This window comes from Acidimicrobiales bacterium (genome assembly GCA_016716005.1).
GTDB lineage: Bacteria > Actinomycetota > Acidimicrobiia > Acidimicrobiales > JADJXE01 > JADJXE01.
In genome coordinates, this window is record JADJXE010000001.1 from 2,557,154 (window position 1) to 2,571,310 (window position 14,157).

Sequence of the window (14,157 nt, forward strand, 5' to 3'; positions counted from 1 at the left end):
CCCGACGGTACCGGGGGCGGGCGGGGCCCGGCATCCTCCACCTGTGGGACCGGTGTCGTCCGTGGGGTGGACACCCGGGGAGGGCAACCCGGGGAGGGCCGCCGGGTCGCCCGTATGCTGAGGCCGTGCCCTGCCCGTCGTGTGGTCATCCGGCGCCGGAGGGGGCCCGGTTCTGCTCGTCGTGCGGATCCGCGCTGGTCCCGCCCGGCGACGAGCGGCGCGTCGTCACCGTGCTCTTCGCGGATCTGGTCGGCTTCACCGGCCTGGCCGAGACGCGGGATCCCGAGCAGGTGAAGAACCTGGTCGACCACTGCTTCCAGCGGCTCGTGGCCGACGTGACCGCGTTCGGCGGGCAGGTCGACAAGATCGTCGGGGACGCCATCGTGGCCCTGTTCGGTGCGCCGGTCGCGCACGAGGACGACGCCGAGCGGGCCGTCCGGGCGGCGCTGCGGATGCAGGAGACCCTGGCCCGGGAGGCGCCCGGGGCCGGCGCGGCGAGCCTGCGGCTCCGCATCGGGGTGAACACCGGCGAGGTCCTGGTGGGGGCCTTGCGGGCCGGCGGTGCGGTGACGGCCATGGGCGACGTGGTCAACACCGCCAGCCGGCTCCAGGCGGCGGCCGACCCGGGGCGGGTGCTGGTGGGGCCGGCCACGCACGCCGCCACGAGCGGGGTGGTGCGCTACGAGCCGGTCGGCGCCATCCGGGCCAAGGGCCGCGAGGAGCTGGTCGAGGCCTGGCTGGCCGTGGAGGCGCTCGGCCCACCCGGGTGGCGGCCGGTGCGCCGGCGGGCGTCGCTGGTGGGGCGGGCGGCGGAGCTGGCCCTGCTCGGTCGGGCCTTCGATCTGGCCGTGGAGCACGGGCGGGCGCAGCTCGTGCTGCTCATCGGCGAGGCCGGCGTCGGCAAGAGCCGGCTGGCCGACGAGCTGGCGTCGCGGGCGGCGGAGGAGCGGGATGCCCTGGTGCTCGAGGGCCGCTGCGTCCCCTACGGCGAGGCCAACGTGTGGTGGCCGTTGGCCGAGGCGGTGCGCTGCTCGTGCGGGGTGGGCGCCGTGGAGGCGATCGACCGGGTGCGATCGGCCTGCCGCGTGGCGGTCGCGTCCGCGCTCGGGGCCGATGCCGACCCGGCCGAGGTGTCGCGGGTGGTCGACGGCCTGCAGTACCTGCTGGGCGACGAGCAGCTCTTCGGCGACCTCGACCCGGCGCGCCTGCGCGACGAGGTGGCCTGGGCCCTGCAGACCTACCTGGAGGCGCTGACCCGCCGCCGGCCGGTGGTGCTGGTGGTGTCCGACCTCCACTGGGCGGACGATCCCGTGCTGGAGGTGCTGGGACGCCTGCTCGCGCACCTGGGCGGGCGCCCCTTCGTGCTCGCAGGGACGACGCGGGAGCCCCTGGTGGGGCGGTGGTCGCCCCCGGCCGGCCGGCACAACACCCTCGCCCTCCACGTCGATCCCCTCGACCCGGAGGCCGCGGCAGAGCTGCTCGAGGCGCTCCTGGGGGGCGGTGTCCCCGCGGAGGTGCGGGAGGCGGTGGTGGCGCGCAGCGGCGGCAACCCCTTCTTCATCGAGGAGCTGGCGACCCTCTTCGAGGCCGGACGGGTGGGCGGCGGACAGGGGGCCGAGGTCGCGGCGTCCGAGGTGCCCGACACGCTCCGCGGGTTGGTGGCGGCGCGCCTCGACGGCCTCCCGGCCAGCGAGCGGTCGCTGCTCGAGACGGCGGCGGTGGTGGGGCGGACGGGCGCGGTGGAGGCCCTGCAGGTGCTGACCGCCGGCACGGCCGACGTGGCCGCCGGGCTCGACGGGCTGGCCAACGCCGACGTGATGGAGGTGGTCGACGACCGCTGGCGCTTCCGCTCCGACGTGCTGCGCGAGGTCGCGTACGGGCGCCTCACCAAGGCCGACCGCGCCCGCCGGCACGCCGCGGTGGCCGCGCTCCTCGAGGCCGAGCCGGGTGCCGACGACCGGGCCGAGCAGATCGCCCAGCACGCCGCGGCCGCGGCCGAGCTCGCCGCCGAGCTCGGCGGGGTCGACGGCGTGGCCGACGACGCCGCCGGCCGGGCGGTCTCCTGGCTCGAGCGGGCCGCGGTGCGCTCCGAGGGGCGCGAGGGGGCCAGCGTCACGGTCGGCCTGGTCGAGCGGGCGCTCGCGCTGCTCGGTCCCGACGGCGCCGCGCCGCGCCGGCGGCTGCTCCTGGTGCGGGCTCGGGCGCGGGCGGGTGCGCGCGACCTGGTCGGCGCGCGCGCCGACGTGGCCGAGGTGCTGGAGGAGGCCGTCGCCGTCTCCGACGCCGAGAACGAGGCCCGGGCCGTCACCCAGCTGGGTGACCTGCTCACCAAGGAGGGCGAGAACGACCGGGCGGTCGACGTCCTCGCGCGAGCCGTCGCGCTGTGGCGCGCCGTCGGTGACCAGCGGGGCGAGGCGGAGGCCCTGCGCCTGCGCGGGTTCGCCGACCTCTTCCGCGAGCGGCAGGCTCCGGCCGAGCAGGCCTTCGCCGAGGCGCTGGCGCTGAGCCGGCAGGTGGGCGACCGCCGGGGCGAGGCGTGGGCCATGCAGAACCTGGCGTGGATCTCGTTCGAGCGGGGCAACACCATCGAGGCCGACCGGCGGCTCCACGAGGCGGCCACGGTGTTCGCCGAGATCGGCGACCACGGTGGGATCGGCTGGGCGCTGGGCCTGCTCGGTTGGGTGCGCCTGCAGCAGGGCCGGTTCGAGGAGGCCGAGCAGCTGGCCCGCCTGGTGCGGCCCAAGGCCGGGGCCCGGGGCGACCGGTGGGGCGAGGGGATGATGATCATCCTGCTCGCCCTGGTCCACCTGTGGCAGGGCCGGGCAGGCGCCGCCCTCGACGAGGGGCGGGCGGCGACGCAGCTCTTCGCCGAGATCGACGACCGCTGGGGTCGCATGCAGGCCACGGCGGTGGAAGCGCGGGCGCTGCTCGCGCTCGGGCGCACGGCCGAGGGCCGGCGCACCCTCGAGCGGCTCCGCAGCCTGGTGAGCGGCAACACGCTGGAGCGCTTCGGCCTGGTCGTCGTGGCCCAGGCGTCGGTGCAGGCCGGGCTGGCCGGGCCGGCCCTGGCGGCCCTCGACGGCCGCGAGACGCAGGCCGAGGGGCTCGGCGGGATGGAGGCGCTCACGGCCGCGGGGGTGGCACACCTGCAGCTGGGCCGGATCGACGAGGCCGTCGCCGCCCTCGAGCACGCCCGGGACCTGGCCGCCGGTCGCCCCGACGTGGCGGCCATGGCCGCCCTGGCGCTGGCCTACGTGGGTCTGGGCCGCCTCGACGAGGCCGCCGCCCTGGCCGCGGCGGTCGAGACCGACGAGCGGGCGACGTACCTCGACCGTGTGGGCGCCCGCGTGGCGCTGGGACTGGGCAGCACCAGGGCTGGCCGCCCGGCCGAGGCGCTGGCGTGCTTCTCCCTGGCTCGGGCCGAGGCCGACGCCACCGAGGACCGCCTGGCCCAGGCCCTCGTGCGCCTGGCCGAGGCCGAAGCCCTCGAGGCGCAGGGCTCGCCCCTCGCGCCCGGGGCGCTGGCCGAGTCGGGCGCGCTGCTCGAGCGGCTCGGCCTCGGGACGACCGGGTGGCGGACGGCGTTCCGCCTGGCGGCCGGCGGTGGGACCTGACCGCCGAGCCCGCCCGGTCGAGCGGATCAGCCGAGCTTGAGGAAGAGGCGCTCGATCTCGGCGACGTCGTAGCCGGACTCGGCCGCCCGGTCGGGCTGCTGCAGGCAGGTGGTGAGGCCCGATGCCAGGATGCGGAAGCCGGCCTGCTGCAGCGCTCGCGTCGCCGCGGTGAGCTGGGTGAGCACGTCTCGGCAGTCCGCGCCCTCGTCGAGCATGCGGGAGACGGCGCGCACCTGGCCCTCGGCCCGGTGCAGGCGCCTGGTCACGTCGCGCAGGGTGTCGTCGGGCAGCTGCACGGGCCCATCATACCCCCCCCCTGTATCGACCGAGGGGGCCCGGTGGGTAGCGTGCGCGCCGTGACCGCGAGTCGGGGCCCCTCGGCCGCCGCGCCGGGAATTGACCCGGAGGCGGGCCGGTTGGAGCAGGGCGGCGGCGGGCCGGGGTCGGCCGGCGCCGGCCGACGGTGCGCACGGGAGGTGCGGGGATGAGCATGGTGGACGACGGCGGGCGCCCCACCGTCGACACCGAGCGGATCGAGCGGGCAGTCCGGGAGATCCTCGCCGCCATCGGCGAGGATCCCGAGCGCGACGGGCTGCTCGACACGCCCCGCCGGATCGCCGACATGTACGCCGAGGTGTTCGCCGGCCTCCACACCGACCCGGCCGAGCACCTGTCCGTGCAGTTCGAGGCCAACCACGACGAGATGGTGATGGTGCGCGACATCCCGTTCGCCTCCATGTGCGAGCACCACTTCGCCCCGTTCCTCGGCCGGGCCCACCTGGCCTACATCCCCGGGCCCGAGGGGCGCATCACGGGCCTGTCGAAGCTGGCCCGGCTCGTCGACGGCTACGCGCGCCGGCCCCAGGTGCAGGAGCGGCTCACCACCCAGATCGCCCACACCCTCGAGGAGGTGCTGCGGCCCACCGGTGTGCTCGTGGTCCTCGAGGCCGAGCACCTGTGCATGACCATGCGGGGGGTGCGCAAGCCCGGGTCGCTCACCGTCACCAGCGCCGTCCGGGGCATCTACCGCACCGACGTGGCTGCTCGGGCCGAGGCCATGTCGCTCATCGGCCAGCGCGTGCGCTGACCGCCGGCCTCCCCGGGCGGTCAGATGGCCAGGTGGCGCCGGCCCTCGAGCAGCCGCTCGGCCATCACCAGCGCTGTGGCCCAGTAGCCGTCGAGCGAGGGCACCAGGGCCGACCGGGTGATGCGCCGGCGGCGCCGGTGCGGCTCCCCGACCACCCAGCCGACCTCGTCGACCTCGACGGTGTCCGCCTCTCCCGCGAGGAGCGCGAGACCCTGCTCGATGGCCAGCTCGGCCAGCCCGTCGACCTCGCCGGGCCGGGGCCGGTACGCCTCGAGCGGGCGGTCGTCGCGCAGCAGGTGGACGTGGACGAGCTCGCGGTTGCGCCCCTCGGGGGTGTCGTCGACGACCCGGCGGACCCCGAGCGGCACGAGGGCCGCCGGCTCGGCGCGGATCCCGAGCTCCTCGTGGAGCTCTCGGATGCCGTCGGCCGGCGACTCGCCCGCCGTGAGATGGCCGGCGGCGCTCACGTCGAGCAGGTCGGGGAAGGCTCGCTTGGTGGTCGATCGCCGCTGCAAGACCACGGTGCCCCCGGCGGGCCGGCGGGCCACCACCCAGCAGTGGAAGGTGCGGTGCCAGTCGCCGTCGGCGTGGGCGGCGGCCCGGTCCTTGGTGCCCAGCCATCGCCCGAGGTCGTCGTACACGTCGATGCACTCGACGTCGCGACGCTCGTCCAGCTCGCCGGGAGGCACGCCCCCAGTCTGCCGCCGACGGGCCGGTCCGTTGAGTCCGACGGCTCGTCGGCCGATGATGGGTGAGGTGCACGCACCGCTCGGGCGGCGAGAGCCCTGGACAGCAGCGACGGTCGTGCTGCTCGTCGCGGGCGGCGCGCTGGTGGCGGTGCAGCCGCTCCTGCCCGGGGCGGTGCTGCCGGCGGTGCTCTACGACGTCCTCGCGGCCGTCGGGGTGGTGGCCGTGGTCGCGGGCGTTCGCGTCCACCGGCCCGCGCACCCGGTGCCGTGGCTCCTCATCGCCGCCGGCTTCGGCCTGGAGCTCGTGGGCGACGTGGTGTGGGACGTGCTGAGCCTCGGCCTGGGCGTCGACCCCGAGGCCAGCATCCTCCCCGACCTTCCCTACCTCGGCGCCTACGCCTTCCTGTTCGGGGGCACGCTGGGGCTCGTGCGCGCCCGCCGCCCGGGTACCGACCGCAGCGTGCTGCTCGGGGCGGGCATCGCGTCCGCGGTGGTGGGCGTGCTGACCTTCCAGTTCCTCGCCGTGCCGCTCCTCGACCAGGGTGGGCTGAGCGGGTTCGACCGGTTCTCCGGATCGGTGTACCTGGCGGGCAGCACGGCGGTGGTGTTCGCCGCCGTGCCCCTCCTCCGGGGACGACCCCGACCCCTGGCTGCGGTCGTGCTGCTGATCGCGGGGCTGGCCACGTTGGTGGTGGCCGACCTCACCGACGTGTCCTTCGTGACCTTCGACGTCCAGACCGGCTGGGCCTGGCTCTCGGCCGCGTACCTGGTCGCCGCCCTGCTCGTCGGGGCGGCCGGCGTTCACCCCTCGATGGTGCACGTCACCGATGCCCTGCCGGCGCGGCCGGACCTCATCGGGCTGCGCGACTTCGTGCCCGAGTCGGCCGCGCTCTTCGTGCCCGCGGTGATCCTGGTCGGCGCCCAGCTCCAGGGGCACTCGGTGAGCGTCCCGGCGCTGGTGGTCTACGTGGGCACGGTGGCCGCCCTCGCCGTGTTCCGGGTCCGCCTGCTGCTCGCCCAGCACGAGCGGGCCGAGGCCCTCTCGCGGGCTGCGCTCGCCGACTCGGAGTGGCGCTTCCGGCTCTTCGCCGAGAACAACACCGACGTGATCACCCGCCTCGACCCCGCCTGGAACGTGCTGTACGTGTCGCCCGCGGTGGCCACGGTGCTGGGGTACGAGCCCGACGACGTGATCGGGCGGCCCGGCTGGGAGTTCCTGCACCCCGACGATCTGGTGACGGTGCTCGACCGCCGCGACCGGCTGTCGCGCCGGGCCGACTCCGACCGGCTGGTGCACCGCATGCGGCGGGCGTCGGGCGGATGGTGCTGGGTGGAGACGATCGGCCACGCGGTCTTCGCCGCCGACTCCGACGAGCTGGTCGAGTTCCAGATGGCGAGCCGCGACGTGACCAGCCGGATCGAGGCCGAGGAGGCCCTGGCTGCGCACATGGCGTTGCAGGACGTGGTCACCGGGATCGCGGCCCGGTTCGTCGACCTCGACCCGGGCGCGGTCGAGGCCGGCATCCACGAGGCGCTGGCGCTGCTCGGCCGCCACACCGGCGCCGACCGCTGCTACCTGTTCGACTACCGGGCCGGTTCGGCGGTGATGGACAACACCGCCGAGTGGTGCGCCCCCGGCGTGTCGTCGGAGCGGCAGGGGCTCCAGGGAGTGCCGCTGGCGCAGCTGCCCCGCTGGGTCGAGCAGCTGGCCAGCGGGGAGCCGGTCCTCGTCCCCCGGCTCCGGGACCTGCCGACCGGGTGGTCGGCCGAGCGGGCGATCCTCGAGCCCCAGGGCATCCAGTCCCTGGCCGCCGTGCCCATGGTCCTCGGCGGGAAGGTCGTCGGCTTCGTCGGGTTCGACAGCGTGGTGCGCGAACGCCGGTGGACCTCCGACGAGGTGGCGCTGCTGCGGTCTGCCGCCGGCGTCTTCGTGGCCGGCCGGCTGCGCGCCGAGGCCGAGCGCTCCCGGGCGGCCACCGAGCAGCGGCTGCGCTCGCTCCTCGGCGCCCTCCCCGACCTGGTGCTGCGCCTGCGGGGCGACGGCACGGTGGTGGACGTGAACGACGGCCGCCACCCGCTGCTGCCGCCCGGCTCCCCGGTGGTCGGCCAGCCGCTGGGCGCGCTGTTCCCCGCGCTGGCCGAGCAGGGGCTCGACCTCGCGGGCGCCCGGACGCGCCAGGCCACCGTGGTTCGCGACCTGGTCGTGGGCGACCGCACCGCCCACGTCGAGGTGCGGGTGGTGGGCGGCGACGAGCCCCTGCTGATCCTCCGCGACGTCACCGAGCGGGAGCACCTCGAGGAGGCCCTCACCCGCCAGGCCCTGCACGACCCGCTCACGGGGCTGCCCAACCGCCGGCTCCTCGGCGACCTCCTCACGCAGGCCCTGGCCCGGGCCGAGCGGCGGGGCTGGCCGATGGTGCTGCTCTACCTCGACCTGGATCGCTTCAAGGTCGTCAACGACACCCTGGGCCACGCCGTCGGCGACGCCGTCCTCGTCGAGACGGCCACCCGGCTCGAGCGCGAGGTCCGAGGCGGTGACGTCCCGGCCCGTGTCGGTGGGGACGAGTTCGTCGTGGTGTGCGAGGACGTGAGCGCTCGCAGCGAGGCCGAGGCCCTCGCGCTGCGGCTGGTGGAGGCGTTCCGGGCGCCGTTCCAGGTGGGCGGGCGTCGCGTGCCGGTCACGGCCAGCGTCGGCTACGTGCTCGCCGGCCCGGGCGAGGGGGCGATCGGTCACCTGCGCGGCGAGGCCGATGCCGACGAGCTCCTCCGCGCCGCCGACGCGGCCATGTACCGCTCGAAGCAGACCGGCCGGAACCGGGCGACGGAGTTCGACCTCGCCCTGAGCGAGCACACCGCCATGCGGGTGTCCGTCGAGCGCGACCTGCCGCTGGCGCTGACCCGGGGCGAGCTGCGCCTGCACTTCCAGCCGATCGTGCGCCTCCCCGGCGGCGAGGTGGTGGGGGCCGAGGCCCTCCTGCGCTGGGAGCACCCCGAGCGCGGGTTGCTGGCGCCGTCGGCGTTCCTCGAGGTGGCCGAGGACACCGGTCTGATCGTGGAGCTCGGGGTGTGGGTGCTGGAGCGGGCCGTGCGCGAGGCCGTCGGCTGGCCGCGCGGCCGGGGCGCCGCCGGTGAGCCGGCGGCGCTCACCGTCTCCGTCAACCTGTCGACGCGCCAGCTCGCCGATCCCCTGTTCGCGGAGCGGGTCGGCGAGCTGCTCGACGTCGCCGGCCTCCCGGCCGAGCGGCTCGTGCTCGAGATCACCGAGAGCACGGCGATGGCCGATCCCGATCGGGTGCAACCCACGTTCGAGCGCCTCGCCGGCCTCGGCGTGACCCTGTCGATCGACGACTTCGGCACCGGCTTCTCGTCGCTCGCCCAGCTTCGACGCCTGCCGGTCGGGCAGGTGAAGATCGACCGCTCGTTCGTGTCGGGCCTCGGCGTCGACCCGGCGGACGCGACCCTCGTCGCCGCGGTCGTCGACCTCGCCCACCGGCTCGGCCTGACGGTCGTGGGGGAGGGGGTGGAGACGCCGGACCAGCTCGTGGAGCTGGCCCGGCTGGGGAGCGACCTGGCGCAGGGCTTCCTGCTCGGCGAGCCCGTGCCTGCCGCAACGCTCCGCCAGCGGCTCCTGGCCGAGGCCGCGGCACCCGTCGGCGGGCGTGTCGAGGGGCGCCACGGCGCGACGTGACCGACCCGGTAGCATGCCGAGGAGCGAGCGGGCGGAGCCGATCTCTCACCTCCCGAGGTGTCCATGCGCCACCGCCACGACCTGCCCTCGTCTCCCACCTCCCGCCGCCGCTTCCTCGTGGCCGGCGCTGTGGCCGGTGGCTCGCTGCTGGCGCCCTCGTTGCGGTTGCCGCCGGCCGGCGCCGAGGAGCCGGCACCGCACCAGCACGGGTCCGACAACGACGAGCCCGTCTTCGAGGAGCTGGGCGGCCGTCCGGCCGAGCTGCGGCCCAAGGCCGGGCTCGCGCCCGTGCCGCCTCCGCGCATCGTCCGCCGCTCCGAGTGGGGAGCGGACGAGTCGCTCCGCAACGGTGAGCCCTCGTATGCGCCCGTGAAGAAGCTGGTCGTGCACCACGCGGCCACGCCCAACAACCCGGCCGACCCGGCCGCCACGGTCCGGTCGATCCAGGTGTACCACGTGCGCGACCGGGGCTTTCAGGACATCGCCTACAACTTCCTCATCGACCAGCGGGGCGTGGTGTACGAGGGGCGGTGGGCCCGCGACTACGGCGCCGGGGAGACCCCCACCGGCCAGCTGGCCGACGGTCGGGGCGTGGTCGGCGCCCACGCCCTCAACTACAACACGGGCACCTGTGGCATCTGCCTGCTGGGCGACTTCACCAGCACCCAGCCGAGCCAGGCCGCGCTGGACGCGCTGGTGGCGGTGCTCGCCTGGCAGTGCTCGCTCAACCAGATCGACGCGGTGAAGAGCGACACGTTCACCAACTACGAGGGCGTCACCCGCACCTTCCCCAACATCGTGGGCCACCTCGACCTCACGCCCACCGGGTGTCCGGGCGACGTGCTGTACCGCGGCATCCCCACGCTGCGGACCCGCGCCGACGGCCTCCTGAAGGGTGGGCTGGTCGGTTACTGGGTGCTCGGGCAGGACGGCACCCCCAACCCCGTCGCCGGCGCGGCACCCCTCGGCGACCTCCGCAACCGGCGCATCAGCGCCCGTGCCACCGCCATGGCGGCCACGCCGTCGGGCCAGGGCTACTGGGTGGTCGACCACGTGGGCGGGGTGCACGCCTTCGGCGACGCCCGCTACGTCGGGTCGCTCCCCGAGCGGGGGCTCTCGGTGCTGGCGCCCGCGATCGCCTCCACGCCCTCTGGCCAGGGCTACTGGCTGATGGACGAGATCGGCGGGGTGCACAGCTTCGGTGACGCCGGCTACTTCGGCTCGCTGCCCGAGCGGCAGGTGCGCACGCGGGCGTCGGCCCTGGCGCCCACGCCGTCCGGCCGGGGCTACTGGGTGCTCGACCAGGTCGGCGGGGTGCACAGCTTCGGTGACGCCGGCTACTTCGGCTCGCTGCCCGAGCGGCGGGTGCGGGCCTGGGGGGCCGGCTTCGCGTCCACGCCGTCGGGCCGGGGCTACTGGGTGCTCGACGACGCCGGCGGGGTCCACAGCTTCGGCGACGCCGGCTTCGCCGGGTCGGCCTGGGGCCGGATCCCGAGCGGCTCGGCCAGGGGGCTGCTCGCCGAGCCCGGCGGGGGTGGCTACTACGTGCTCGTGTCCGATGGGCGCGTGCTGGCCTTCGGCTCCGTCGCCGACTTCGGCGGGACCCGCGTCCCCGTTCGGGCGGTGGCCCTGGCCGGCGTGCGGCGCACGTCGACGCAGTAGCCTCCGGCGCCGTGCCGGCAACCCAACCCCCGCCTGCGGTGCCCAGGGGCATCGACCCCGGACCGGTCACGGCGTGGTTCGTCGAGCACGTGCCCGGCGTGGTGCCGCCGCTCGCCTTCGAGCTCATCGCCGGCGGGCACTCCAACCTCACGTACAAGGTCACCGACGCCGAGGGCGGCCGGTACGTGTTGCGGCGCCCGCCGCTGGGGCACGTGCTGGCCACCGCCCACGACATGGGTCGGGAGCACCGGATCATCGCGGCCGTGGGGCCGACGGCCGTGCCGGTGGCGCCCGCGCTGGGCCTCTGCGCCGACGAGTCCGTGAACGGCGCGCCGTTCTACGTGATGGCCTACGTCGACGGCCACGTGCTCGACACCCCGGAGGCGGCGCGGCGTGTGTTCCCGGACGAGGCGCGTCGCCGCGTCGCCGGCGAGTCGCTCGTCGACGTGCTCGCCACCCTGCACGGCGTCGACCCCGACGCCGTCGGGCTCGGCGACCTGGGCCGCAAGGAGGGGTACGTCGCCCGCCAGCTGAAGCGGTGGTCGACGCAGTGGGAGCGGTCCAAGACGCGGGAGCTGCCGGCCATCGAGGAGGTCTACGAGCGCCTGGCCGCCCGCATCCCGGAGCAGGGGCCGGCGGCGATCGTGCACGGCGACTACCGCCTCGGCAACTGCCTGGTGGGCGACGACGGCCGCGTGGCCGCGGTGCTCGACTGGGAGCTGTGCACCCTCGGCGATCCACTGGCCGACGTGGGCTACCTGCTCGTGTACTGGACCGATCCGGGCGGCCCCGAGCCGCCCCGTCAGGGCGACCCCTCCGCCGCGGGCGGCTTCCCGTCGAGGGCCGAGCTGCTCGACCGCTACGCCCGCGCCACCGGCCGTGACCTGAGCGGCATCGACTACTACGTGGCCTTCTCGTCGTGGCGCCTGGCGGTGATCAGCGAGGGCGTGTACGCGCGGTACGTGAAGGGCGCGATGGGCGACCACGAGGTCGACGTGAGCCCCTTCGCCGAGGGGGTGGTGCGCCTGGCCGAGTCGGCGCTGGACGCGGTGCACCGCCTGCCCGGCTGACGCGACCCGACCTCTTGACGGATCGCCCGCCCGGGCGCACGATCGATTCTCCGATCGGCGATCGAGCACAGGAGGTGGGGATGGCCTCCCCGGCTTCGCCCGCTGCAGAGGAGAGCCCGCCCGGCTCTTGAGCCGGGGCCCCCCGCTCGGGGCCGGTCCCGGCATCACCCGACGACCGACAACGGTTCGGGCCCCGGTGCCGCTGTGGAGAGCCGCCGGGGCCCGAACGCGTCCGGGCTTCAGGAGAGTGGGCCCAGCCGGGTGGACAGCAGGGGCGGGATCCCGTGGGCCGGGACCGGTGCCGCGAACAGGTGCCCCTGGCCGGTGGAGACGCCCAGGCGGAGCAGGGCGTCGCGCTGGGCCTCGGTCTCGACCCCCTGCGCGGTGATGCCCAGCCCGAACGCGTCGGCCAGACCCCGGACGGCGGCCACGACCGCCTCGTCGCCGCGGTCCTGGCCGAGCCCGGCCACGAAGAGCCGGCTGATCTTGAGCTCGTCGACGGGCAGGCGCTTCAGCTGGGCGACGGACGCGAAGCCGGTGCCGAACTGGTCGACGGCCACGCGGACCCCTGCCTCGCGGACGGCCTGCAGGCGGACCCCCAGGCTGGCGAGGCGATCGAGGAGCGGGGTCTCCCGCAGCTCGAGGGTGACGAGGGTGGTCGGGATCGCTCGCCCGGCCAGCTGGCCGAGGAGGGCGTCGAGCCAGTCCTCCCTGGCGATGGTGGAGGGGGAGACGTTCAGCCGCAGGCCGATGGGCCCGGCCGGGCCTGCCGGCCAGGCGGCCAGGTGGGTGAGCGCCTCGGCGATCACCCTGGTGTCGAGCCGGGACGCGAGACCGGTCTCCTCGGCCAGCTGCACGATCGCCTCGACGTCGCCGACGACGGGGGGGCGGGTGGGCCAGCGCACCAGGGCCTCGACGCCGGTGGGGACGCCGTCGGCCAGCGTCACCACCGGCTGGAACCACACCTCGATGCTCGGCCCGCCGAGGGCGACCTCGAGGGCTGCGGCGGCCGCGTCTCGGGTGGCGGTGTCGGCGGCGGTCTCGGCGTCGTACACGGTGGTCTGGCCCCAGCCCCGGCGCTTCGAGCGGTACATGGCGGCGTCGGCCCGACGGAGCAGGGCGGCCGACGTGGTGCCGGCGTCGGTGGCCACGGCCACGGCCACGCCGATGCTGGCCGAGAGGGCGATGCGGTGCTCGCCGAAGGGGATCGGCTCGGCCAGCGACCGGTGGAGGCGCTCGGCCACCGCCACCGCTTCGCCGGTGTCCGAGACGTGGTCGAGCAGCAGCACGAACTCGTCGCCCCCGAAGCGGGCCAGGAGGTCGGCCGGCCGCACCGCCCGGCGCAGCCGCGCCGCCACCGCCACCAGCAGGGCGTCGCCGGCGGCGTGGCCATAGGTGTCGTTGACGCTCTTGAAGGTGTCGAGGTCGACGAAGAGGACGGCGACCGAGCCGGCGCCGTCGGCCCGCCGGTCGAGCAGGCGCTGGCACTCGGCTTCGAGGCGGGAGCGGTTGGCCAGCCCGGTGAGCGGGTCGTGCAGGGCCCGGTGGGTGAGGTCGAGCTCGAGGCGCTTGCGGTCGGTGGTGTCGCGCCCGATGGCGAGCACGTGGGCCCCGTCGGATCCGCTGGCCGGCTCGGGCACGAGCAGCACCTCGTACCAGCGGTGCACCCCGGCGACGGCCATGGCGACCTCGAAGGTCCGGGGGGTGCCGGTGGCCAGGACGTCGGCCAGCTCCTCGCCGAAGTGCGTCACCGTGGCCTGGTCGACGCGGGTGACGCCCAGCCGGGTGGGGTCGGAGGAACCGATCGGACCGAGGATGGCCTCGGCCGCCGGGTTCTGGAAGACGAGCCGACGCTCGGCGTCGAAGCGCAGGACGAGGTCGGGCGACCGCTCGACGAGGGTGCGGTAGCGCTGATCGCTGGCCTGCCGGACCTGCTCGGCGTTGACGCGGTCGGTGACGTCGCGGGCGCTCACGACCAACCCGTCGATCTCCGGGTCGTCGACGCGGTTGGCGGCCACCACCTCGAGCCAGCGCCAGCCCCCGTCGGCGTGGGCGACCCGGAAGTCGGTGCCGCCGGCGACGCCATCGGCCTCGGCCAGCGCGTCGGTGAACTCGATCGACAGCGTGCCGACGTCCTCGGGGTGGATCACCTCGAAGAAGGTGGCGACGCTGCGGACGCTCCAGCCCAGCAGGCGCTCGAAGGCGGGGCTGGCGTAGCGCAGGTGGCCGGTGCGGTCGAGGGCCACGAGGATGTCGGGGCTGGCGTCGACCAGTGCGGCGAGCAGCGACGACGAGGGCTCGTCGCTGCGACGGCGTTCGGCGCCGGTCGTGTCAGGGCTCATCGCCA

General features: G+C 75.8%; 8 protein-coding genes. 5 read left to right on the plus strand and 3 right to left on the minus strand.

What is annotated here, in order from left to right; all coding sequences use genetic code 11:
• Positions 1 to 125 precede the first annotated feature (125 nt).
• On the plus strand, positions 126 to 3,614 hold the full coding sequence (locus IPM45_12635) for a tetratricopeptide repeat protein (GenBank protein ID MBK9180381.1): 3,489 nt from the start codon (positions 126 to 128) through the stop codon (positions 3,612 to 3,614).
• 26 nt (positions 3,615 to 3,640) lie between these two features.
• Here IPM45_12635 and IPM45_12640 read toward each other — a convergent pair whose 3' ends face one another.
• Positions 3,641 to 3,910, minus strand: a complete 270-nt coding sequence (locus tag IPM45_12640; protein MBK9180382.1) for a metal-sensitive transcriptional regulator — start codon at positions 3,908 to 3,910, stop codon at positions 3,641 to 3,643.
• 194 nt (positions 3,911 to 4,104) lie between these two features.
• Between IPM45_12640 and folE the strand changes: the two genes are divergently transcribed.
• Positions 4,105 to 4,701 carry a GTP cyclohydrolase I FolE gene (folE, locus tag IPM45_12645; protein ID MBK9180383.1) on the plus strand — a complete coding sequence of 199 codons (597 nt, stop codon included), beginning with the start codon at positions 4,105 to 4,107 and terminating at the stop codon, positions 4,699 to 4,701.
• 20 nt (positions 4,702 to 4,721) lie between these two features.
• Here the strand turns inward: folE and IPM45_12650 are convergent, their stop codons facing one another.
• Positions 4,722 to 5,390: an NUDIX domain-containing protein gene (locus IPM45_12650; protein ID MBK9180384.1), complete on the minus strand. Its 669-nt coding sequence runs from the start codon at positions 5,388 to 5,390 to the stop codon at positions 4,722 to 4,724.
• A 67-nt stretch (positions 5,391 to 5,457) separates the two neighbouring features.
• Between IPM45_12650 and IPM45_12655 the strand changes: the two genes are divergently transcribed.
• From IPM45_12655 to IPM45_12665, 3 genes are read left to right on the plus strand one after another with little or no spacing between them, the layout of a single operon-like run.
• Positions 5,458 to 9,078 (plus strand): EAL domain-containing protein, encoded by a 3,621-nt coding sequence (locus tag IPM45_12655; GenBank protein ID MBK9180385.1) that lies wholly within the window; start codon positions 5,458 to 5,460, stop codon positions 9,076 to 9,078.
• Between the two features lie 57 nt (positions 9,079 to 9,135).
• Positions 9,136 to 10,740, plus strand: coding sequence for an N-acetylmuramoyl-L-alanine amidase (locus IPM45_12660; GenBank protein ID MBK9180386.1), 1,605 nt, complete (start codon positions 9,136 to 9,138; stop codon positions 10,738 to 10,740).
• A gap of 38 nt (positions 10,741 to 10,778) precedes the next feature.
• On the plus strand, positions 10,779 to 11,810 hold the full coding sequence (locus tag IPM45_12665; protein ID MBK9180387.1) for a phosphotransferase family protein: 1,032 nt from the start codon (positions 10,779 to 10,781) through the stop codon (positions 11,808 to 11,810).
• A 239-nt stretch (positions 11,811 to 12,049) separates the two neighbouring features.
• Here the strand turns inward: IPM45_12665 and IPM45_12670 are convergent, their stop codons facing one another.
• Positions 12,050 to 14,152: an EAL domain-containing protein gene (locus IPM45_12670; protein ID MBK9180388.1), complete on the minus strand. Its 2,103-nt coding sequence runs from the start codon at positions 14,150 to 14,152 to the stop codon at positions 12,050 to 12,052.
• Positions 14,153 to 14,157: the final 5 nt, after the last annotated feature.